Below are 23,332 nucleotides of genomic sequence, written 5' to 3' on the forward strand. Positions count from 1 at the left end.
CCCTGCTAAAAATAGCAGGGCTTTACTTTATGAAAGATTAAAAACCGTACTCTTGTTCGATTTCCAATACAATACCTTCGTCAACTAAAACACGTCCACAATGTTCGCAAATAATAATTTTTTTGCGCTGGCGGATTTCCGACTGCATTTGAGCAGGAATTTTATTGTGGCATCCTGAACAGCTATCGCGATCAATTGAAACCACAGCAAGTCCATTCTTGAATGAATTACGAAGACGGTAATATACTTTGTTCAACCGATCTTCTATATTAGCCTCAGCTTCAGTAGCTTTTGCCAATAATCCATCTTCTTCCTTTTGAGTTTCAGAAGTAATGGTTTCCAATTCTTTCTTTTTTCCCTCAAGCTCGTTTTTACTATACTCAAGATTACCTACAGTAGTATCGTAGTTTTCTGTCTTGTTGCGAATCTCGAATTCTGCTTCTTTAATTCTCTTTTCACAAACCTGAATCTCAAGACCTTGAATTTCAATCTCTTTTGAAATAGCGTCATACTCACGATTATTCTTTACCTCATTTAACTGCGACTCATATTTCTTGATAGCAGCTTGGGCATCCTTAATCATGTTTTTACGCTTAACGATCGAATCTTCTAAATCGTCTAAGTCTATTCTGATCTTCTCAATACGAGTTTCTAAACCAGCAATCTCATCTTCAAGATCTGCAACTTCCATAGGTAACTCACCACGAACCTGGCGAATTTTATCTATTTTAGTATGAATGGCTTGCAAAAGCCATAATGCTTTCAATTTTTGTTCTACGGTTTGTTCCATCAACTGTAGTATTTTATAGGGTTTGTATCTATTTCTGTTGTTAAGGTTGCAAAGTTAGGAAATTTTTTCGTAATAATGTCGTACAATAATTCTTGCGTAAATTGTTCGCTCTCAAAATGTCCTGTATCAGCAATGACGATTTCACCTTCTGCATCAAAGAATTCATGATATTTGTAATCGGCCGTCACAAAAAAATCAGCGCCCGAACGTTTGGCAGCCCCGAGTAAAAATCCACCTGAGCCACCACAGACAGCTACTCGTCCAACCTTTTTACCCAATAGCGCTGTATGACGAATAACTTGAAGTCCAAGTTTTTCCTTAAGATAAGCTAAAAAATCGAGTTCATCCATTGGTTCTGGTAAATTTCCGATCATACCAGCCCCAATTTCACTGGCATTATTCGCAATATCAATCAGATCGTAGGCTACTTCCTCATAGGGATGGGCGTCATAAAGCGCCAAAAGCAACTTTCTCTCGATGCTTTTCAGATAAATCACTTCTATCCGGGTTTCTTCAACACGCTCTTGGATGCCAACTTCTCCAATCGCAGGGTCTGCACCAGCCAACGGTCTAAAACTACCATAACCTGCCGTATTAAAGCTACATTGATCGTAATACTTTCCGACTTTTCCGGCTCCTGCATCGAATAAGGCCTGACGAACATCTTCAACGTGGCTTCTCGGAACAAAGACAACCATTTTCCGTAAAATATTTGTTTTAGATTCCAAAATCGCCTGATTCTTCAAACCTAGTTTAGTCGCAATTTTTGTATTCACGCCGCCCGTAACATTATCCAGGTTTGTATGAATCGCATACAAGGCTATTTTATGTTCGATTGCCTTAATAACCGTACGTTCCACATAATTTTTTCCGTTGAATTTCTTCAGTCCTTTAAATACAATAGGATGGTGGGAAATAATTAAATTACAGCCTTTATCAATAGCTTCTTGTACAACAGCCTCCGTACAGTCCAATGAAATGAGCACTTTTGTAACCTCCTTATACGCGTCTCCCACAATAAGTCCAGCATTATCATAAGATTCCTGTAAATCTAAAGGAGCAAGCCGCTCCAAATAGTCAATGACATCTTTAATTCTCATGGTCTACAATTACCTCCTTTTCTCTAAATTTATTATGCTCTTCTAAAATTCTTTTGTTGGCATTAATTTCAAACCAATAATTAGCTAGTGTCACAAAATGCATGACGATTAAGACGCCCGAAATAGATAATGGCAATGGAATATTTGTTGCTAAATAAATCCAGGCATATAATGATCCCTTTCTAAAGGTAGGATTCTCCTCAACGGCAATTTTTCGGTCATAGAATTCATTGATCAACGAATCACGAAAGCGTGTAGCGACCTGAAAATTCCAATAAATATTCACCAAAGGGACTGCGACCAACCAAGATTGATTAGGGGTCATTAATCGATTTTCACTGGCGACTAATTTTAACGTTTTCCGGATCGTATTTGCAAACAATAGCCACACAATAATACGTACAGCTACAATAGCCATGGCTGTATAAATTACCTCCGGCTTACTTAATTCTTTTATTAGTTCCTCTTGCGTCATTGAAATTTCTATTGCTTATTTATTTTCACGTTCTAACAAATCTACTAATTCTTTCAGCTTTTTTATTTGCGGATTGTGATCACCAACAAATTCGATCGTTTTAAAACCAAGATTTTTTGCCTCTTTGTAAAAAGGATAAAAATCATCCTTCTCCAATGCTGTGCCATCTTCATACGTTAAGATGTAGGTCGTTGGAATTTTATTTCGTTTCGGATTTATCAAATGAATCTTATCTGTAACTGTTTTTAAAGGGTGGGGGACATCTCTCGGAAACTTATTATCATCTTTTACCCAAAAGGGAAGAATGTAGCCATCCTTTTCAAATTTCAAAAGTCCATTATCCGTATCCGGTTTCCGCATCAAATCCATTACTGATTGTTGGTCTTTAGGAAGGATAGCATCCAAATAAACCATTTTTCTGATTCGATCCGGAAGGCTGTCTGCTACTGCCGTTATAACCATACCACCATAACTATGTCCAACCAATATGATATCATGAAGGTCCTCAAACAAAATTGTATTCACAACATCGTTCACATGCGTCTGCAATCTAATAGCAGTATCTGCTAAATGATAACGTTCACCTAAGCCAGTTAGCGTGGGACGATAAATTTTGTTTCCTTTTTTCTCTAATTCGATGGCCGTATTTTTAAACTGCCACGCACCGCCCCATGCGCCATGAACTATTACATAGGTAGAAGACTGTGCATAAAGACTTTTACCTAAAAAACATAATGAAAAACAAAACATTAAATACAATAATCTACAGTAATTCATAGCGTTATATTTTTGAATAATTTATATCAATTTATCTTTGTTTTACAGCGAATCATTCTATTCATCCTATCCTCAAATAAAATTGAAAGATAAAATATAAAATGTAAGTACTCACTCATAATGTTCAAATAACCTAAAACCTATTTCTAGCAATTTTATAGCGCTTATTATATAGTACCCTATAAGTAGGGTAGGGGAGAACCATCAAACATACAAAAGAAATATAGTAGGCCTCTTATGAAAATCATCCTTTCGTTTTCGCCACTCAGCTATTGTGAGGCTTTGAATGAATTCATCTGGAGCTGTCACATTCGATGCTACACAAAGTAAGGTGGAAGGCTTACAGGTTTTCAGCAGATCTGCTAAAAGCTGATTATTTCTAAAAGGAGTTTCAATAAAAATCTGCGTTTGTTTATCACGCCCTGACTGCAGCTCGAGACTTTTAATTTCTCTGGCTCGTTCTATTTTATCAATCGGCAGATAACCATGAAAAGCAAATTTCTGACCACTGAAACCCGAAGCCATCAGAGCCAGCAGAATAGAACTAGGTCCAACAAGCGGAACAACTTTAATCCCCAACTGATGCGCACGCGCAACAATCGAAGCCCCAGGATCGGCGACACCGGGGCATCCTGCTTCCGACATCAGACCAACATTCTTACCCTGTGACAGACCTTCAAAAAAATCATTGATATTTCCTTTATCGCGCGCATGTTTTCCATAATCATGAATTTTAAGTTCGCTTTGCGGAATTTTTAAACCGGCAAGTTTTAGAAATTTACGTGCCGTTTTTTCATTCTCCACAATATACTCGTCCAATGAATTTATCGTTTCCACCAAATAAGGAGTAAACGACTGGAAAGCTGCATCATCACTCAATGGAACAGGAATTAAATATAATATGCCATTTGCCATAATACAAACGTACTAATTAAGCTCCATTTGACTATACTAATTTTAAACTTAGCATTATTTAACCTTTTAAAATGATTATAATTTCGAATTTTAAACTCATTATTAGTATTTTAGCATACATATTTAGTACAACAATAAACATCATTCAAATGATCACACAAATTACAGAAGGCGTAAAAATCTCGGTTGAAACCATCTATCAATCGGAGTATTCAAATCCGGACCGTGAGCATTTTATGTTTGCTTATCATATTAGCATAGAAAATCTGAGCGATTACACGGTTCAATTGATAAGCCGCTATTGGAAAATTTTTGATGCGAAAGGAGATTATAGAGAAGTATCGGGAGATGGTGTAGTGGGCGAACAACCGATTATTGAACCTGGACAGACCCATCAATATACTTCGGGTTGCAATCTCAATAGCGAATTCGGATTTATGGAAGGATATTATAATATGATCCGGACACTAGACAACAGCAGCTTTCAAGTTGAAATACCTCGTTTCAATCTGATCGCAGATTACGCGTTGAATTAATTTTATCAAGGCAGTATCATTATTGCCAATTAATCATACAACGAAGCTTTTTTCGCATCGAATAAGAAACTATTTCTTTATTTTTGCGAGCGTTCCAAATTATTGGTTATACGGACACCATTTGAATTAGTCATTTGTTAAATGGTATGTGCTAAACCTCGTTCAGAACGCCACCCGATATTTTAAAATTAGTCAGCAATCAAAAAGATTATTGATTTGATATATAAATAACTGATAATCAAATATATAGTAAAATATTGATTATCAACACCATGCATACTACCGAGAGCAGAAATCTCTTGGAAGTATCTTGCTGTGTAAATTGACTGAATATATTTTAGGGTGATATAACGTGAGTATTTTAGCGACAGAACAAGTAAGCCATTCCTTCCATGATCGATGGCTTTTTAAAGATTTACATTTCGGCCTTCAAAAAGGGGATCGAGTAGCCTTGGTTGGAATAAACGGAACAGGTAAGTCAACATTACTTTCCATTTTAGCCGAACGGATCTTACCAACTTCAGGAAAAGTTGTAAAAGAAAAAGGCATAAAAATTGGTTTCTTGGAACAGGATCCTGATTTCACAGGATTAAAATCAATCAACGATTTTATTTATAGTACAGACAACGATCAACAACGTCTTATCCGTGAGTACGAGGAGCTGTTATTGGAAACCGATATCGATCAGAAAAAATTAGAAGATCTTACAGAAAAAATAAGTTCATTGAATGCCTGGGAGTATGAACATAATATTAAGACGATTCTTAATCGTTTAAACATTATGGATTTCCATCAGGATATTAAAAGTCTTTCAGGAGGTCAACGAAAACGCCTGGCACTTGCCAAACTTCTAATAGACGAACCTGATATATATATATTGGATGAGCCTACCAACCATTTGGATATTGAAACCATTGAATGGTTGGAAAAGCTATTGACAACAGGAAATAAAACCGTTCTTCTGGTCACTCACGATCGTTACTTTTTAGATAACATCTGTACGGAAATCCGCGAGCTGGATAGGGGCAACCTTTACAATTATAAAGGAAACTATTCGTATTTTCTAGAGAAAAAATCGGAAAGAGAAGCGATCGATGCAGTGATGGTAGAGAAGAGCAGAAATCTTCTTCGCCGCGAACTGGAATGGATGCGACGTCAGCCCCAAGCGCGCGGTACCAAATCTAAGTCGCGTATCGATGCATACTATGAATTAGAAGAAAAATCGAAAGCAATAAAAGGAAACGATTCCGTGCAACTCAGTGTGAAGGTAAGTAGACAGGGATCTAAAATATTAGAACTGGATAACGTTTCGAAAAGTTATGGCGCAAAAGATATCATACAGGATTTTTCCTACATATTTAAAAAAGGAGATCGTATCGGTCTAGCTGGCAAAAACGGAACTGGAAAATCTACCTTTCTAAACTTAATCACCGGAGAAGAAAAGCCTGCTACAGGAGTGATCGCTGTTGGAGAGACAACTGTATATGGTTACTACAAACAAGGTGGATTGGAAGTGAATGAAAACGACCGTGTACTAGATGTTGTTAAGAATGTCGCAGATTATATTGAGATGGCAAATGGAGAGGTAATCACGGCTTCCCAGCTATTGACACATTTCTTATTTCCTCCTGAAAAACAATTTGGATTTGTAAATAAACTAAGCGGAGGAGAAAGAAAACGTCTTCAGCTTATGCGGGTATTAATGAAGAACCCAAACTTCCTTATACTGGATGAGCCTTCAAACGATTTAGATATCGACACGTTAAATGTACTGGAAGACTTTCTTGATAACTATAAGGGAGTACTTATCTTGGTATCCCACGATAGATATTTATTAGATAAATTAACGGACCAACTTTTTATTTTCGAGGGAAAAGGAAAAGTACAAATCTATAATGGAAATTATGCTGATTTTAAACTGGAGCAAGACGAAGTTCAGAAATTGGAAAAAGAAAGGCAGAGAAAAAGTATTCAAGAACAGATAAAACCAGTTGCAAAAGAAGAGAAGAAAAAGCTTTCTTACAAAGAGCAATTGGAGTATACTAAATTAGAGGAGGAAATCGAAAAGTTGGAGCAAAATATAAAGTTAAAGACTGAAGAACTGAATCAACTAACAGATCACCTTAGATTATCTTCCCTTGCTGAAGAAATTCAATCCATCCAAAAGGAGATAGATGAAAAATCGGAAAGGTGGTTATATCTTGCTGATTTTATGTAAAATTTTATAAGGCGTTTCACGTGGAACGTAAAGAAAACTTAAATTTGTAAATAAAATAAATACCACGTTTCACGTGGAACAAGAATAGAAAAATGTTTAAAAAATATAATGTAATAGTAGTTGGTGCAGGTCATGCGGGCTGTGAAGCTGCAGCCGCTGCTGCCAATTTAGGATCATCAACTTTACTGATTACAATGAATATGGGAGTAATAGCCCAAATGAGTTGTAATCCGGCCATAGGTGGAGTTGCGAAAGGCCAAATTGTACGGGAAATAGATGCCATGGGAGGATACACGGGTATCATCGCAGACAAGTCAACCATACAGTTTCGCATGCTTAACCTATCCAAAGGACCGGCCATGTGGAGCCCGCGTACACAAAACGATCGTATGCGATTTGCAGAAGAATGGAGACTACAATTAGAATCTCTTCCCAATTTAGATATGTGGCAAGATACCGTCAAAGAGGTAATAGTCAAAAATGGTAGAGCCTGTGGTGTCATTACTTCAATGGGAATAGAAATAGAATCCGATGCTGTAGTATTAACCAATGGAACATTTTTAAATGGTGTCATCCACATTGGCGATAAGAAATTTGGTGGAGGGAGAACAGGAGAGAAGGCAGCCACTGGCTTGACAGAGCAGCTTGTCTCACTCGGCTTCGAATCAGGAAGAATGAAAACCGGAACTCCTCCACGTATAGATGGAAGAAGCCTCAATTATGCGCTGATGGAAGAGCAATGGGGTGATGAAAAAAGAGGTAGATTTTCTTATACTGATGTAGATATACCAACAGAACAACGTTGTTGTTGGATTACATATACCAACGATAAAGTGCATGAGATGCTACGAACTGGCTTCGAAAAATCGCCTATGTTTACCGGTAGAATCAAAGGATTAGGACCACGTTATTGTCCATCAATAGAAGATAAAATTAACCGCTTTGCGGAACGTGACCGCCACCAGATATTTGTCGAACCCGAAGGCTTCAAAACAGTAGAGATCTATGTAAATGGTTTTTCGACCTCTCTACCGGAAGATGTACAACTAAAAGCATTGCAACTCATCCCTGGGTTTGAGAACGCCAAAATGTACCGACCTGGCTACGCCATAGAATACGATTACTTTCCACCCATGCAACTAGATCTTACACTCGAAACACAATTGGTAAAACACCTGTTCTTTGCAGGCCAGATCAATGGTACTACGGGATATGAAGAGGCGGCTGCACAAGGTTTCTTAGCTGGAATTAATGCACACCAACGTATTAATGATGATAAAGAACTTATCTTGAAAAGATCAGAATCCTACATCGGTGTATTGGTTGATGACCTCGTCACAAAAGGAACAGAAGAACCTTACCGGATGTTTACATCAAGAGCAGAACATCGCTTGTTACTCCGTCAGGATAATGCGGATATTCGCCTTACTCCATTAGCGTACAAATTGGGACTAGTAGGAGAGGAAAGGCTAAAAAAAGTAGAGAACAAAATAGATAACTCTAATAGTATTATCGAGTACTTGAAACAGAACTCCACTAACCTCGAAAAGATGAATACGGTGCTGGCCGACGTGGGCTCAAGTGCGCTTGCTCAAAAAACCAGATTAAGCAATGTACTCGCGAGACCACAGGTCAGCATGCAAGACATTATAAAAGGAGATGAAAGCTTCGCACAATTTGTAGCACAATTCGATAACGATACTATAGAACAAGCAGAGATCAATCTCAAATATGAAAGCTACTTCGAAAAAGAAATAGAGATTGTGAACCGAATGAAAAAGATGGAAGATAGAGAAATAAATCCCGATTTCGATTACAGTTTGTTAACTTCACTGTCCATCGAAGCAAGACAAAAATTATCGAAGGTCAAACCTCGTACATTGGGTCAGGCTTCGCGCATCTCGGGTGTTTCACCATCTGATATCAGCGTATTGATGGTTCACATGAGTTAAGTAATTGATTTTCAAATTATTAAATATAAAACAACTACAAGCTTAAAATAAACGATTTAAGACAATATTCTATTTTTTATGATCAATTCTTCAAAAGAAAATAAAAGTAGCTCAAAAAGGCTAAAAAATAGCTTTACGCCAAGATTACTTATTTTAAGCTTGTTTATCATGCTTATTGGCCTATCTATACAGTGTGCAAGTATACAGCAACCAACCGGAGGGCCAAAAGATTCGATACCACCTAAAATCTTAGAGGAAAATCCTACGAATTTTTCGAAGAATTTTACAGCAAAAAAAATAGTTATCACTTTTGACGAATACATCAAACTCGCCAATCAACAAAAAGAATTTAGTGTGACACCCGATATGGGGAGCAACCCGGAATTTAAAGTCAAGAAAAAAAATCTTGAAATTACCCTTCCAGATTCTCTTGAAAAGAATACAACTTATAGCATCTACTTTGGTAAAGGACTTGTCGATTATAATGCGGGAAATGCATTGGTCAATTATGCTTACGTGTTTGCTACCGGAGACAAAATTGACTCGCTCAGCATAGCTGGTAATGTAAAAAGTGCAATAACTAAAGAGGTACAAAAAGATGTTAAAGTCTTGTTGATCCCCATTAGTCAAGATTCCATTTTTGGTAAAAAGAAAGCCAATATATTTACTACAACAGATACAGCTGGCAATTATAAACTAAATAATCTAAGGGAGGGAACATACCGCATTTACGCACTTCAGGAAAAAAACAATGACAGAATTTACAATGGTGCCGACGAAGAAATAGGTTTCTTAAAAGATTCTATCGTACTAGAGCGGGATCTCAGCAACATTAATCTTGAAATATTCAAGGCCACTCCAAAGAAGTTTAGAACTTTAGAAAAGAAATTTGAAAAAAATGGAAGTGTACTACTTATTTTTAATAGAAGAGTAGTAAAACCCAATTTAAATATTCTTAATGATGAAGTAAATAATAAAGATAAAATCATACGCTTTGCAAAAACTTCTGATTCTGCAACCCTGTTTATTCCAAATTTAAAAATAGACTCTTTGAAGTTGGTCTTAATGGAAAATGAGAAGCCACTTGATACCATCCTGGTTAGAAAAGGAAACGTAAAAATAGAACCGACAATAGATCCTATTTTTACACCAAATAACGGGAGGGTCGATCGTATCACTCACCTTCAAGTGTCCGCTTTCACACCAATAAAAAATATAGATAAGACAAAATTAAAGTTCAAGGAAGATTCATTGGTGCGAAGCAATTATCAACTTGCAGTAGATACAGCCAATTCCAACATCTATCATATTCGATATAATTGGAGAAAGGACAAAAAGTACCAAATCGAATTCGCAGAAGGCGCCATTACAGGCTATTTTGGAGAACAAAATAAAGAGAAAAAACTAGATCTTACCTATGACGATAGCGAGAACTATGGCGATCTTACTTTTGATTTCACCGATCTGGATAGCAATACAACTTACTTGGTAGAATTGATTAATGAAAAAAAGGACAAAGTCTATCGCTTAGACCTAGTAGACATAGATAACCCGACAGTTGTATATAAACAATATCCAGGAGGTAAATACAGTTTACGTGTAATCCGCGACGATAACGGTAATGGTATCTGGGATACTGGAGATGTAGAAAAAAAGACATTTCCAGAACCTGTTGTATACTTAAACAAAACATTCACTATACGAGCAAACTGGGAGCAAAAAGATACCTTTTCATTAATTGGTCTCAAAAAAGAATGATTGAGGCCACTAAATAAAAAATTATTTTAATGATGCCAATTTGTTTAAGTTAAAACCAGGAACTATACAAAACATAATTATGCGGTAACTGCTGTAACAATTCTTTTTGTTCTTCAGTTAGCGCTTTTATTTTTTTCGCTGGTACACCGGCGTATAGGAATCCCGACTCACAGCGCGTATTTTCCAAAACCACCGCTCCAGCTGCTACTATCACATGAGATTCGATAACAGCATTGTCCATCACAATTGCGCCCATACCGATAAGTACGTGATCTTCCACAACGCAGCCATGTACCATCGCCTGGTGTCCTACGTTTACATAACTACCTATGGAAGTACCGCATTTTTTATACGTGCAATGTATAACAGCGCCATCTTGAATATTTGTATAGTTACCTATTCGAATATAATTGACATCACCACGTACAACAGCATTAAACCAAACCGAACAATGATGTCCAATCTCAACGTCACCCACAATCGTCGAATTAGGTGCTAAGAAGCACTCTTCAGCAATTTGCGGTGACTTATCCAAAACGGGTAAAATAAGCGCCATAACGTTTAGAAAATTGTATCCTGTAGTATTTCCGAGTGCCGCGGATGGTCAGTTGTATAATGCAAACCTCGACTTTCCTTACGCAACATCGCCGATTTAGTAACAATGTAAGCAACTTGAATCACATTTCGTAATTCACAAAGTTTGACAGAAAGCCTTGTATTTCTATAAAACTCCTCTGTCTCCTCATATAATAGATGGAGTCTCTTAAGCGCTCTTTCAAGCCTAAAATCAGAACGGACAATACCAACGTAATCGCTCATGATCTTTTGACATTCCCGTAAATTGTGAGTCACCAAAATATCTTCATTAGAACGCGAAGTCTCAGAATCATCCCATTCGGGAACATCACGTATATGACTGATTGTTTCAACCAATTGCGTCGCATCTAAGAATATACGATGGGCATAGACAAGTGCTTCAAGCAGCGAGTTAGAAGCCAGCCTATTTGCGCCATGCAAGCCTGTAGAAGAACACTCTCCACAGGCATAAAGATTGAGAATACTGCTACGCCCAAAATCATCCACATAAATTCCACCGCAGAGATAATGCGCTGCAGGGGTCACAGGTATAAAGTCTTTGGACATGTCAAGTCCAATAGAAAGACATTTCTCATAAATATTCGGAAAGTGTTTGATAATATCTTCCTTATCCCTATGCGTGATATCAAGATATACATAATCAATACCGGACTTCTTCATCTCCGCATCGATAGCTCTAGCCACTATATCTCTCGGAGCCAGCGAAGCTCGCTCATCATAATCCTCCATAAACGACTCTCCATTGAGCCTTCTTAAAACACCTCCAAATCCCCTTACTGCTTCGGATACGAGAAACGCAGGTGAGTCCTTAGGGTTATATAGTGACGTCGGATGAAATTGCATAAACTCCATATTACGCACCTTCCCTTTGGCTCTATACACCATCGCAATACCATCGCCAGTAGCAATGGTTGGATTAGTTGTGCTCGAATATACATGCCCAGCCCCACCAGAAGCCATTACCGTAACCTTACTCAAAATCTTATCAACGTGATGGGAAGATGTATTAAAAGCATAAATACCAAAACAAGTAATATCCGTTTTGTTCTTGTCTACATATTCCCCCAGGTGGTGCTGCGTAATTAAATCAATGGCAAAGTAATGTGTTACAATTTCGATATTAGGGTCAATATGTGCCTGCTCCAATAATGCCCGTTCAATTTCGTAGCCAGTAATATCCTTGTAATGTAAGATCCGATGTGCCGAATGTCCCCCTTCTTTTGCCAAATCGTAAAGTCCCGATTCTTCCTTATCAAATGACGTCCCGTAGGAAATAAGCTCGGCAATACGGTCGGGAGCTTCCCGCACTACGTTTTCCACAATTTCAACATCACATAATCCATCCCCAGCTATCTGAGTATCAACGATATGCTTTTCAAAGCTATCAGACTTATCCACAACAGCAGCTACTCCCCCTTGCGCATATTTTGTATTTGACTCATCCTCATTAGACTTGGTGACTATCAACACTTTACCGAATTGAGAAGCTTTTAATGCAAAGCTTAATCCTGCTATACCTGATCCAATGACCAAAAAATCGACCTTTCTATCTGCCATATATTTTAAATTCACAAACTATCCCCAAAAGTGACAATTCAAATTAACGAAAAATGTGGAAAACGTGTAAATAAAAGGTTAAATAAAAATGAAAAGTATTTAACAATTCACAAGTCCCCTATTTTCCAACTAAATTTCTCAAACTTTTCCGCACAAAATTCATGAGATTTCCACATTTATTAAACATAAACTATTCAACAAAAAATTATGGAAAATAAAAAACATGAATAATTACAATTTTAAAAATCAGCTATTTAATCTTAAAAATCTGTTGAAAAATTGTTGAAAACTCTATAAAAACCTAAAATCAAAATGGAAATAATCCTATTTATACCACTTTTCCACACCATAATAAACAATAAGAGATCTTCTATTTAAAATAATTAGTATTTATTGAAAAAAAAGATTGTGGAATACGTTCGAAAATCTTTGTTTAGTTTTGTAAAGTTCAATTAGACGCTTCTACATTTCGATATTTGGAAAACGTAAACTCCCCTATCGAAATACGCGATTGTAGTTGAGTTTATTTTTTTTAAAAATAATTCTAAACGCTTTTTAAGCGCTTTAGAATGCAATATTTATTTTATATTTTTTTTGATATGGGTTTAACGTGATCTTAAGAGGCTTTATTTGAAATTCTTTTGCATTTCTTGCAATCGAACGCTCATACAATTCCTTATTTTAAGTTTTTATTTAAATTGTGAATTTATTGGAATTCTAAGCTGTACAAGACGTGCGAAATACTATTTTTAAGTAAGTTTTGATGCAATCAGCCTTCAATATTTCCAATTTTCAAGGAAATAGAGAGTTTTATTGAATTCTAAAGCACTTTAGTTTATTCGAAATGATTATTTGTTGATTTTTTTTCTATCAAAAACTGATTTAAATGCCTTGATATTGGTCTATTTATAGTTTTTTGGAGCGAAAAGTATAATAACTAATTCTGGGCCATTAGATTCTTTTTGCACAGCTTCTTCATGCTGTCAAATAGATTAAACGCTTCCAGATGGATAGATTTTGGATTTATGAATAGAAATTTTTAATTTTTAAGCGCTCCTAGTAAGGTTATTTTGCTGTTTGGTCCTATGCGGATTTTATATTCAAATCTGTAGGCGCCAAATTTGAATATAAACGTTTTTACAATTGAATATTCACTTATAATCTTCTTTGAACAATATCTGTAAGATTCTAGACGACTTTATTTGAAAATTTGATTTTTAAAGGTAAAATGGATCAACTAAGGGATTGAAATTGTAGATCAAATAATTTATTCGAATAATTTATTGTAGTACAAACAATCTTGTTATATTTGTTGCCCAGCCTTAATTTTTATTTGGAACTAGTGGAAAGTCGATCGGTGAGATTTAAGTATTTTGGATGATGATTTAGAATTCTTATTATAAGGAATTCTAAAGAGGTTTGTTTTTTAAATAAACGCCCTATAGGTCAAATAGATTTATTTTAAATAGCAATTTTATCCCCTATTCAATCCTAAGCGATTAAGCGTGTTTTAGATCTTTTAAAGATATTTTCTAATAATTTTTTTATTAATCTTAAAATTCATTTATTTAACTTTATATTATTTTTTTTCTAGTTTGTATTTGAAATCCAGCTTATTTGTAGATTTTTGCTAAAGTTTGTTGATAGCATATTTAATGTGTGGACTTATTTAGCTCAATTTTTATATTAAACGTCCTTACAATGGAGTAGATAGCCATCTATTAGATTGTATTGCTAATATTCGATTCTCAGCGGGTCTGTTTGGAAAAAATATCATATCGATTTTGGCAACAATCCGATAATACAATAGTATTTTTCATAATTAGTCTGTGAGAATAGCATATAATTAAATTCATTTTATAAATATGGGAATATTCAATTCTTATTGAGTTAATTATAAATATGCATTTCCCTAGATCCAGTTCCTACCTGGTTACAATTGTTTCTCTTTATAAGATTATAGTATTTATCACACCGCGCGTTTTTTTTCAAAATATGCTGTTCTAGCGCCTTTACTTTATGACGTAATTTTCATTAGGTGGTGTGCAACTAGTTGAATCTCGATTTGAAGCTCCTGTTCAAGCTATATTAAATATTATCTGAAATTAGTTCCGATGCGAATGCGCTAATAATGCTACAGTGCTTAATAGGCAGGTTGCGGTAAATGGAAGTTATTACGAAGAATGGCGCTACAGACGATTGTCAAGCGCCTTATTTTCCCTTTTCACTGCGCCTATTTAGTATTCATCCTTTTGAGTGTTTCAAATTCATTGCTTGTTGGCTAATTTAACCCCTTGAGAATTCAATAAAAATTTTTTGATCAAGATCCACATCATAAATCGGTTTTATAATGACTTTAAATCCCATAGTCGCATAAAATGTTAATAAATAAAGCTTCATTTTGTGCCATATTTTTCATTGTTTTGTAATATGGCGAAGAACGTTCCTTAAGCTACGAAAAGGGAATGTTGGCGAAACCGATTTTCTGGCATGGAAATAGTTTACAATAAACCCGCTGAGCTTTTGATAAAGCATATGTCTCTTAATTATATGCTTTATATTCAATTGTAGAAGGGTTTATATTGAAAAGAGATTTCTTTACTATTTTTTATTGACAATAATTTAACTATTATTTTTAAATATAAAGGCTTTAAGTATTGAAGAACCTTTCGGTTTCCTTTCTTGTTTGCTTATACAAATCATGATGGAGAGCAGCTATTGGACCAAATTTCGCAATTGATAAGATCCATAAATCCGGATAATTAATACAAACAAGTTATAACAAAAAAATAATCAATATATTGGTTATCAACTATTAATATCCTAATGCCAACTACTATTTTCTGTTGATGTGAAGGTTCACTTGCAATCATTAGATTAATTTGCTTTTAATTGACTTTTATATATGCAACAATGCTTATTTTTGTCATTCACAAAAGTTGAAAGTACCCGTATGGAAATTGTAAATTATGAGCTTCAGGCCAAAGGTTATATTGATGCTCCGATCGATCCTTCATTGGATCTGGTTGAAGAAATCCAACGATTGAAAAAAGAAAAGAATGCTGTAATATTGGCTCATTATTATCAAGAGTCTGAAATTCAGGATATAGCCGATTATATTGGAGATAGCCTAGGACTATCACAAGAGGCAGCAAAGACAGATGCGGATTTAATTGTTTTTGCTGGCGTGCATTTCATGGCTGAAACCGCTAAAATACTTTCACCTACAAAAAAGGTTATTTTGCCTGATGCCAAAGCTGGTTGTTCACTGTCGGATTCCTGTCCACCACATCTTTTTGCGAAGTTTAAAGAACAATATCCAGATCATCTGGTCATCACCTATGTGAACTGTACCGCTGAATTGAAAGCGCTTTCAGATATTGTATGTACATCAAGTAATGCTGTTCAAATTGTAGAGAGCTTGCCTAAAGACCAAAAAATCATTTTTGGTCCCGACCGTAATCTGGGCGCATACGTTAAAAAGAAAACAGGACGAGATCTTGTGCTTTGGAACGGTGCATGTATGGTACATGAAATTTTTTCTCAAGATAAAATTGATCGTTTGAAAAGCGAACACCCAGAGGCTAAATTTATTGCGCATCCGGAGTGTGAAGATCATATATTGGCGATAGCTGATTATGTGGGCTCGACAGCTGGCATGCTTAAATTTACTCAAGCAGATACTGCCCAGGCTTATATTGTTGCTACAGAATCTGGTATTCTATATCAAATGCAAAAAGCAAGTCCACATAAGACTTTTATTCCTGCACCTCCTAATAATGCATGTGCATGTAATGATTGCCCCCACATGAAGCTGAATACGCTTGAAAAGCTATACAATTGCCTTAAGTTTGAATCGCCTGAAATTATTCTTCCTGAAGATGTTATTCTACGTGCCCAGCGTCCGATTGAACGCATGCTGGAAATATCGGCGAGCTTGGGACTATAACGATTAGCATAATTGTTATTAGCAATAGAAGAGTGGTTTTCGATAGCTAGCATGAGTTTTTATTTTTATATAACAGAAACTAGAACTACGATTTGACAAGTGCGGAAAACTGTGAGATTTTATTGTGAAAACTGTTTTGTAATGTTAGTATGATCAATCGTTGAGATGATTGTTTGGCATTATCGATAATAAACTTTTAAACTTTTTAACATGTTTGATTTTGACAATACCGAACGAACCAATTTGGAAGAAATGGGTGAGTTTGGACTGATTGATTATATAAGCAAAGCTGTGGAATTGACAGAGAAGTCTACCATTAAAGGTATAGGTGATGACGCTGCTGTTTTGGATTTTGAAGGTAAGAAAACTTTGATATCCACTGACTTGCTTTTGGAGGGAATTCATTTTGATCTTCGTTATGTTCCTTTAAAGCATCTAGGTTACAAAGCTGTTCAGGTCAATTTGAGCGATATCTACGCAATGAATGGAATAGCCTCTCAGATTACATTTTCAATAGGTTTGTCCTCAAAATTTCCATTGGAAGCTGTAGAGGAGATTTATCAGGGAGCTTTAATTGCCTGTAAGAAATATAACGTCGATTTAATTGGAGGAGATACATCTGCTTCAGCACAAGGATTAGTAATTTCTGTCACGAGTATAGGTTACGCTGATGCAGATCAAATCGTTTATCGTAGCGGCGCTCAGGAAGGAGATTTATTATGTGTATCTGGCGACCTTGGGGCAGCATACATGGGCTTACAGCTGCTTGAACGCGAGAAGGATATTTATCTAGAAAATCCAAATGTACAACCTGATCTGGAAGGGAAAGATTACATCGTTGAGCGGCAATTAAAACCCGAAGCCCGTAAAGATATTGTAGCTTTATTTGCTGATCTGGGAATTAAGCCTACAGCTATGATGGATGTTTCCGATGGGCTTGCCTCCGAGATTCTTCATATCTGCCGACAATCGGACAAAGGCTGTCGTCTATACGAGGAAAAAATTCCACTGGATCAGATGACTTACGATACTGGGCGGGAATTTGGAATTGATCCGACTGTAGCCGCGTTGAATGGCGGGGAAGACTACGAATTATTGTTTACAATTGCTCAAGCGGATCATGATAAAATTAAGAATCTGCCAGACATCAGTATTATTGGTTATATGACACCCAGATCTGAAGGTTGTGAGATGATATCTAAATCTGGAAATCTTTATCCGATTACAGCACAAGGATGGAATGCTTTTAAGAAGAAAGAATAAAAAAAGACCTGTCTTAGACGGGTCTTTTTTATGCTTCTTCAGTTTCTAAGATAAATTCTTCCTCTTCATTAGGATCTCTTCCACCAACATTGAAATTGTTGTAGCCCAGGCCTACTTCAATCTGTAACAACTGCTGCTGAAGCATTTCAAGAATGGCCAAAAAGTTATAGACAAACTGAATTTTATTTTCTGAGTTTTTAAGAATTTCCTGAAAATCCAATTTCTTGTTAATCTCAATGAGTTTGGCTATTGCTTTCTTTTGTTGTTCAATGGTGTACGGATATTTGACAACCGTATGGGTTACTTCTGGCGGACGATTACGGAATTGATACATCATTTGCTCGTAGATCATCATTAGGCCATAAAGATCGAAGTTATCCAAATTTTCGCCGCTAGAATCTAGCTTAAGTCTGTGCTGGATATCGAAACGTATATTGCCTCGGCTATAGCATTTTAGACGATCCTCCTCCAATATTCTAAGATCTTCACAGGTTTCTTTAAATTGTTTATAGAGAATAAGTTTTTGAACAAGATCTTCCCTAAGATCAATTTCATTCTCGTGCTCGTCCAAATCTGGACGAGGGAGTAGCATTTTGGCTTTAATACGCATCAGCGTGGAGGCAACGAAGATAAATTCACTTGCCATTTCCATATTGAGCGCATGCATTTGGCTCACATAAGACAAAAAATCATCTGTAATCTTTGAAATTGGTATATCATGGATATTCAATTCATCCCGTTCGATAAAAAATAATAGTAAATCAAAAGGTCCCTCAAATTGAGGAAGCTTGATTTCGTAGCCTTCTTCTACTTGCATATCTTATACAAATTTACATATAAAATCTTTTGCAGTAACGCTTATGCAAACTATTCACTATTTTATTTGTTGTACCTCAATATGTAAATGCGATTTATTTTAAACATTAAATAAATTTGTCGTTACTTTGTGAGTATACATCATGTAAATAGCATACTATGCAGTTTGAGACTGGAGAACTATTAAGTAAAATAAACGATCCCTCTGATCTTAAAAAGCTAAAGGAAGACCAATTAGAACAATTAAGTCAGGAATTACGTCAATTTATTATTGATCAAGTTTCGGTTAATGGTGGTCACTTTGCAGCAAGTTTAGGAGTTGTCGAATTAACGGTAGCATTACATTACGTAATGGATACCCCCTATGATCAATTAATTTGGGATGTCGGTCATCAGGCTTATGGGCATAAAATTCTAACGGGGCGTCGCGATATATTTCATACCAATCGAATCGAGAACGGAATCTCGGGTTTTCCCAACCGTTTTGAATCCAAGTATGATGCATTTGGAGTTGGTCACTCATCGACTTCTATTTCTGCTGCTTTGGGTATGGCAGTTGCATCTCAGATAAAGGGTGAAAAAGACCGCCAGCATATCGCTGTGATCGGTGATGGCGCCTTAACGGGAGGAATGGCATTTGAAGCATTGAATCATGCAGGAATTTCTAAATCCAATCTTTTAGTAATTCTGAATGACAATTGCATGTCGATAGATCCCAATGTTGGTGCGTTAAAGGAGTATTTGACAAGTATTACCACGTCAAAACGGTACAATAGATTTAGAGACGATATAGCAGCAGTATTAACTAAGATTTCTGAAGTTGGCCCCAATGCTCTAGGCATTGCCAAGAAATTAGAAAAAAGTATAAAAGGAACTTTACTGAAGAATGCTAATCTCTTTGAATCGCTAAATTTTAGATATTTTGGCCCAGTTGATGGGCACGATGTTAAGAAATTAGCAAAAACGCTTGAAGACCTTAAGCATATACCAGGCCCCAAATTATTACATGCAGTAACTGTTAAAGGAAAGGGCTTTGCGCTGGCTGAAAAAGATCAGACCAAGTGGCATGCTCCTGGTTTATTTGATAAAATTACGGGGGAGATAAAAAAATCGCTCAGTGATAAACCTGTAGCTCCCAAGTATCAGGATGTCTTTGGACATACCCTGGTAGAGCTTGCAGAACAAAATGATAAGATCGTCGGGATAACACCTGCAATGCCATCAGGATCTTCTATGAATATTATGATGAAAGCCATGCCTGATCGTGCTTTTGATGTGGGCATTGCGGAACAGCATGCTGTCACATTCAGTGCCGGTCTTGCAACGCAGGGGCTATTACCATTCTGTAATATCTATTCGTCGTTTATGCAACGCGCATATGATCAGGTGATCCATGATGTTGCGTTGCAGAATCTGAATGTCGTTTTCTGTTTGGACCGTGCGGGCGTCGTAGGAGCAGATGGTGCTACTCACCATGGGGCTTATGACATCGCATTTATGCGCTGTGTTCCTAATATGACTGTTTCTGCGCCCATGAACGAGGAAGAATTACGTAATTTGATGTACACAGCTCAATTGCCGAACAAAGGACCCTTTGTCATTAGATATCCTCGAGGAAATGGTGTTATGCCAGATTGGCGCCGCCCATTTATGGAAATCGAAATTGGAAAAGGACGTCTTATAACGGAGGGAGAAGAACTTGCTATCTTAAGTTTTGGAGCTATAGGAAACGAAGCTGTCAAAGCTGTACAGCATTTGAATGAATTAGGTATACACCCAGCACATTACGATCTCCGGTTTGCCAAGCCATTGGATGAGTCCCTACTTCACCAAGTCTTTAAGAAGTTTAACAAGATTATTACAGTGGAAGACGGAAGTTTACAGGGGGGAATAGGCTCAGCTATATTAGAATTTATGGCTGATCATGGATATCACAGCCAAGTGGTTCGTTTAGGTATTCCAGATAAGATCATTGAACATGCTGAACAAAATGCTCAGTGGAAGAACGCACACTATGATGCAACTGCAATTATAGCAGAAGCTAAAAAACTTTGCGACGGAAAATTGACCAGTTCAATGGTCGGATAAAGCCTATGCACTTGAAAAGTAAAAAAGGANNTCCTTTTTTACTTTTCAAGTGTTACGTTTATCAGGAACATCACATGTTACAATGTGTTTTTTCTTTCAGGTAATTTATACGGATTTTTATTTTACAGGTATCCATTAATTTGGTGAAATGTACATTAGGGATGATGTTAAGTTGGCTTTAAATTCCTATGAATTTATTATTAAAAATATATGAACCAAAGATTGTAAATAGCTATTATTTTGGTTAATTTAGATCAGCACCTTAGGAAGCGGGAAGTAGCAAGTTTACACGTCTTTTGGTTCTTTTTTTTAAATAAATTTGGAATGTTAATAATTATTTTTAGAGATCAATTTTAGCGCTAGTTTTCCACAATTTTACACTGTAAATTTCTGATATATAAGATCTTATTAATTATTTTTTATTTTAGTTTTTTAGCTGATTTTTTTTTGTCATCTTCGTTCTCAGAGAAAGTTATCAACATATTTTTTGTCGCGTATTGTAAATCAACTTATTAACAATTTTAGAATGGAAAAAACGTATTCAAGTGTCTGGAATAATTGTCTTTCGATTATCAAAGATAATATACCAGCACAAAGTTTCAAGACCTGGTTTGAACCTGTGAAAGCAGTCCGTTTAGAAGGTGACGTTTTGACTATTCAAGTGCCTAGCTTATTTTTTTATGAGTGGCTAGAAGAACACTATGTAGGAATTCTTCGCAAGACCGTAAAGAAATTTTTAGGAGAACAAGGTAGATTGGAATACAATATTGTAGTAGAGAAGTCTTCAGCTTCTCATCCTTATACGACTAATCTTCCATCGAATGGCAATGGAGCAGAGGGGAAAAGGCAATCGATCCCTGTACCGGTATCTTTAAATAGAGATATCAAAAATCCATTTGTTATTCCTGGATTGAAAAAATTGCAGGTTGATCCGCAATTGAATCAAAACTATACATTCGAAAATTTTATCGAAGGTGAATGTAACCGTCTTGCACGATCAGCAGGATATGCTGTGGCAAATAAGCCTGGTGGTACTTCATTCAATCCTTTGATGATTTATGGAGATGTTGGTTTAGGAAAGACACACCTTGCTCAAGCAATCGGAAATGAGATCAAAAGAAATCTTCCCGATAAGCTGGTCATTTATGTGTCGTGTGAGAAATTCTGTCAACAGTTTGTGGATTCATTGAAAAATAATACAATCAATGATTTCGTCAACTTTTATCAGGCAATGGATGTCATTATTATGGATGATGTACACAACTTTGCAGGTAAAGAAAAAACACAGGATATCTTTTTCCATATTTTTAATCATTTGCATCAATCTGGTAAGCAGATTATTTTGACTTCAGACAAAGCACCTAAAGATTTGGCTGGTTTGGAGGAGCGTCTGCTTAGTCGTTTTAAATGGGGATTATCTGCAGATATTCAGATTCCGGATCTTGAGACAAGGATGGCAATTTTGAAGAAGAAGATGTATTCCGATGGTATTGACTTACCAGAAAATGTCGTTGAATATGTCGCCACACAGATCGATAACAGTGTTCGTGAATTAGAGGGAGCAATGGTTTCACTTTTGGCTCAGTCTACATTGAACAAGAAAGAGATCGATTTGGGGTTAGCAAAATCGATGTTGAAGAATTTTGTAAAGAATACACACAAAGAAATTTCAATGGATTTTATTCAAAAATTAGTTTGTGAGTATTTTGAAGTTCCTGTGGATATGGTAAAGTCGAAAGTTAGAAAGCGGGAAATCGTGCAGGCCAGGCAAATTTCGATGTATTTAGCAAAGGCACATACCAAATCTTCACTCAAATCGATCGGAGCATTCTTCGGAGGAAGAGATCACTCCACTGTTATTTATGCCTGTCAAACCGTAGAGGATTTAATTGAAACTGACAAGAAATTTAAAACTTACGTGAGTGACATTATGAAAAAGTTAAAATCTTAATGTCGATTACTTTAAGTAGAAGCAGAAAGGGCTATCCTAAATGGATAGCCCTTTCTGCTTTTTACCCCAAAGACCTGTCTTTCATTGAAAACTCTAGCGTTTAGACATTCTTTCTTTCATTTTTTCTTGTTGTTCATCAAATAACTTAACTTGTTCAGGAGTTAGCCATGATTTGATCTTAGCAGCTTGCATTTCTTGAAGTTGCTTAAATTTCTCCATATTCGCTTTTCTATCCCCACCATCATTTCTTAGTGTAGCCCGTTGTTGAGCCTGACTTAGCGTAAGGTTATAGATAGAATCTTTTTGGGTTTGATTGAGGCTTAATAATTTGTCTAAATGCTCTACGCGCATTTTAGCCTGTTCTTCTGGACTACGTTGCTGACGCTGTTGAGCAAAAACAACACCTGTAGCGCTTAAAAATAAACATGCTACTGCCATTAAAATTTTCTTTTTCATCATTTATATAGTTTATATCACGTGTGCTTGTCGTGGCACAATCATTTGTTCATCAAAGAGCGAGAAGAACTTTTGAGCTTCTCCGCTTTCATATAGAATATAAATTTGATGAAAAGGTTTAGTATAGCAGCTGC

17 protein-coding genes are annotated in these 23,332 nt (G+C 36.3%); 8 read left to right on the forward strand and 9 right to left on the reverse strand.

Annotation, left to right across the window (positions count from 1 at the left end):
- Positions 1–37 precede the first annotated feature (37 nt).
- The 5 genes from B2107_RS12065 to B2107_RS12085 form a co-directional block, all read right to left on the reverse strand.
- Entirely contained in the window at positions 38–790 is a 753-nt protein-coding gene (locus tag B2107_RS12065; protein ID WP_293955868.1) for a zinc ribbon domain-containing protein, read from the reverse strand.
- On the reverse strand, positions 790–1,890 hold the full coding sequence (locus B2107_RS12070) for a Nif3-like dinuclear metal center hexameric protein (protein ID WP_293955869.1): 1,101 nt from the start codon (positions 1,888–1,890) through the stop codon (positions 790–792). Before B2107_RS12070 ends, B2107_RS12065 begins: the two co-directional genes overlap by 1 nt.
- Positions 1,880–2,365 carry a hypothetical protein gene (locus tag B2107_RS12075; RefSeq protein ID WP_293955870.1) on the reverse strand — a complete coding sequence of 162 codons (486 nt, stop codon included), beginning with the start codon at positions 2,363–2,365 and terminating at the stop codon, positions 1,880–1,882. Before B2107_RS12075 ends, B2107_RS12070 begins: the two co-directional genes overlap by 11 nt.
- Positions 2,366–2,380: 15 nt before the next feature.
- Entirely contained in the window at positions 2,381–3,142 is a 762-nt protein-coding gene (locus B2107_RS12080) for an alpha/beta fold hydrolase (RefSeq protein ID WP_293955871.1), read from the reverse strand.
- Positions 3,143–3,346: 204 nt separating this feature from the next.
- Positions 3,347–4,057, reverse strand: coding sequence for an SAM-dependent methyltransferase (locus B2107_RS12085; RefSeq protein WP_293955872.1), 711 nt, complete (start codon positions 4,055–4,057; stop codon positions 3,347–3,349).
- A gap of 149 nt (positions 4,058–4,206) precedes the next feature.
- Between B2107_RS12085 and apaG the strand changes: the two genes are divergently transcribed.
- The 4 genes from apaG (at position 4,207) to B2107_RS12105 (ending at position 10,521) form a co-directional block, all read left to right on the forward strand.
- Entirely contained in the window at positions 4,207–4,593 is a 387-nt protein-coding gene (gene apaG / locus B2107_RS12090) for a Co2+/Mg2+ efflux protein ApaG (RefSeq protein WP_293899512.1), read from the forward strand.
- Positions 4,594–4,945: 352 nt separating this feature from the next.
- Positions 4,946–6,811: an ABC-F family ATP-binding cassette domain-containing protein gene (locus B2107_RS12095; protein WP_293955874.1), complete on the forward strand. Its 1,866-nt coding sequence runs from the start codon at positions 4,946–4,948 to the stop codon at positions 6,809–6,811.
- Positions 6,812–6,903: 92 nt separating this feature from the next.
- Positions 6,904–8,763, forward strand: a complete 1,860-nt coding sequence (mnmG, locus tag B2107_RS12100; RefSeq protein WP_293955876.1) for a tRNA uridine-5-carboxymethylaminomethyl(34) synthesis enzyme MnmG — start codon at positions 6,904–6,906, stop codon at positions 8,761–8,763.
- A gap of 168 nt (positions 8,764–8,931) precedes the next feature.
- Positions 8,932–10,521 (forward strand): Ig-like domain-containing protein, encoded by a 1,590-nt coding sequence (locus B2107_RS12105; protein WP_293955878.1) that lies wholly within the window; start codon positions 8,932–8,934, stop codon positions 10,519–10,521.
- A 49-nt stretch (positions 10,522–10,570) separates the two neighbouring features.
- On the opposite strand, the gene B2107_RS12110 is transcribed toward B2107_RS12105, so the two are convergent.
- Together B2107_RS12110 and nadB are read right to left on the reverse strand one after the other, a co-directional pair.
- On the reverse strand, positions 10,571–11,077 hold the full coding sequence (locus tag B2107_RS12110) for a gamma carbonic anhydrase family protein (protein ID WP_293955880.1): 507 nt from the start codon (positions 11,075–11,077) through the stop codon (positions 10,571–10,573).
- Between the two features lie 5 nt (positions 11,078–11,082).
- Positions 11,083–12,675, reverse strand: coding sequence for an L-aspartate oxidase (nadB, locus tag B2107_RS12115; RefSeq protein WP_293955881.1), 1,593 nt, complete (start codon positions 12,673–12,675; stop codon positions 11,083–11,085).
- Between the two features lie 2,953 nt (positions 12,676–15,628).
- Between nadB and nadA the strand changes: the two genes are divergently transcribed.
- Positions 15,629–16,624 carry a quinolinate synthase NadA gene (nadA, locus tag B2107_RS12120; protein WP_293955882.1) on the forward strand — a complete coding sequence of 332 codons (996 nt, stop codon included), beginning with the start codon at positions 15,629–15,631 and terminating at the stop codon, positions 16,622–16,624.
- A gap of 210 nt (positions 16,625–16,834) precedes the next feature.
- Entirely contained in the window at positions 16,835–17,887 is a 1,053-nt protein-coding gene (thiL, locus tag B2107_RS12125; protein ID WP_293955884.1) for a thiamine-phosphate kinase, read from the forward strand.
- Between the two features lie 28 nt (positions 17,888–17,915).
- On the opposite strand, the gene B2107_RS12130 is transcribed toward thiL, so the two are convergent.
- Positions 17,916–18,704 (reverse strand): segregation and condensation protein A, encoded by a 789-nt coding sequence (locus B2107_RS12130; protein WP_293955886.1) that lies wholly within the window; start codon positions 18,702–18,704, stop codon positions 17,916–17,918.
- A 158-nt stretch (positions 18,705–18,862) separates the two neighbouring features.
- On the opposite strand from B2107_RS12130, the gene dxs reads away from it, so the two are divergent.
- Positions 18,863–20,791, forward strand: a complete 1,929-nt coding sequence (gene dxs, locus B2107_RS12135; protein ID WP_293955888.1) for a 1-deoxy-D-xylulose-5-phosphate synthase — start codon at positions 18,863–18,865, stop codon at positions 20,789–20,791.
- Between the two features lie 526 nt (positions 20,792–21,317).
- A complete protein-coding gene (dnaA, locus tag B2107_RS12140) occupies positions 21,318–22,742 on the forward strand; it encodes a chromosomal replication initiator protein DnaA (RefSeq protein WP_046672557.1) in 1,425 nt (474 codons plus the stop codon).
- Between the two features lie 93 nt (positions 22,743–22,835).
- Here the strand turns inward: dnaA and B2107_RS12145 are convergent, their stop codons facing one another.
- Entirely contained in the window at positions 22,836–23,198 is a 363-nt protein-coding gene (locus B2107_RS12145) for a hypothetical protein (protein ID WP_293955890.1), read from the reverse strand.
- Between the last annotated feature and the right edge of the window lie 134 nt (positions 23,199–23,332).

The organism is Sphingobacterium sp. UBA7855, from assembly GCA_002500745.1.
GTDB lineage: Bacteria > Bacteroidota > Bacteroidia > Sphingobacteriales > Sphingobacteriaceae > Sphingobacterium.

Bases quoted from the DNA above. Each gene is read 5' to 3' on its own strand.
- B2107_RS12085 (WP_293955872.1), bottom strand. From the start codon at position 4,057: ATGGCAAATGGCATATTATATTTAATTCCTGTTCCATTGAGTGATGAT.
- apaG (WP_293899512.1), top strand. From the start codon at position 4,207: ATGATCACACAAATTACAGAAGGCGTAAAAATCTCGGTTGAAACCATC.
- dxs (WP_293955888.1), top strand. From the start codon at position 18,863: ATGCAGTTTGAGACTGGAGAACTATTAAGTAAAATAAACGATCCCTCT.
- B2107_RS12065 (WP_293955868.1), bottom strand. From the start codon at position 790: ATGGAACAAACCGTAGAACAAAAATTGAAAGCATTATGGCTTTTGCAA.
- B2107_RS12105 (WP_293955878.1), top strand. From the start codon at position 8,932: ATGCTTATTGGCCTATCTATACAGTGTGCAAGTATACAGCAACCAACC.
- B2107_RS12130 (WP_293955886.1), bottom strand. From the start codon at position 18,704: ATGCAAGTAGAAGAAGGCTACGAAATCAAGCTTCCTCAATTTGAGGGA.
- B2107_RS12075 (WP_293955870.1), bottom strand. From the start codon at position 2,365: ATGACGCAAGAGGAACTAATAAAAGAATTAAGTAAGCCGGAGGTAATT.
- B2107_RS12070 (WP_293955869.1), bottom strand. From the start codon at position 1,890: ATGAGAATTAAAGATGTCATTGACTATTTGGAGCGGCTTGCTCCTTTA.
- dnaA (WP_046672557.1), top strand. From the start codon at position 21,318: ATGGAAAAAACGTATTCAAGTGTCTGGAATAATTGTCTTTCGATTATC.
- B2107_RS12110 (WP_293955880.1), bottom strand. From the start codon at position 11,077: ATGGCGCTTATTTTACCCGTTTTGGATAAGTCACCGCAAATTGCTGAA.
- B2107_RS12080 (WP_293955871.1), bottom strand. From the start codon at position 3,142: ATGAATTACTGTAGATTATTGTATTTAATGTTTTGTTTTTCATTATGT.
- mnmG (WP_293955876.1), top strand. From the start codon at position 6,904: ATGTTTAAAAAATATAATGTAATAGTAGTTGGTGCAGGTCATGCGGGC.
- B2107_RS12145 (WP_293955890.1), bottom strand. From the start codon at position 23,198: ATGAAAAAGAAAATTTTAATGGCAGTAGCATGTTTATTTTTAAGCGCT.
- thiL (WP_293955884.1), top strand. From the start codon at position 16,835: ATGTTTGATTTTGACAATACCGAACGAACCAATTTGGAAGAAATGGGT.
- nadA (WP_293955882.1), top strand. From the start codon at position 15,629: ATGGAAATTGTAAATTATGAGCTTCAGGCCAAAGGTTATATTGATGCT.
- nadB (WP_293955881.1), bottom strand. From the start codon at position 12,675: ATGGCAGATAGAAAGGTCGATTTTTTGGTCATTGGATCAGGTATAGCA.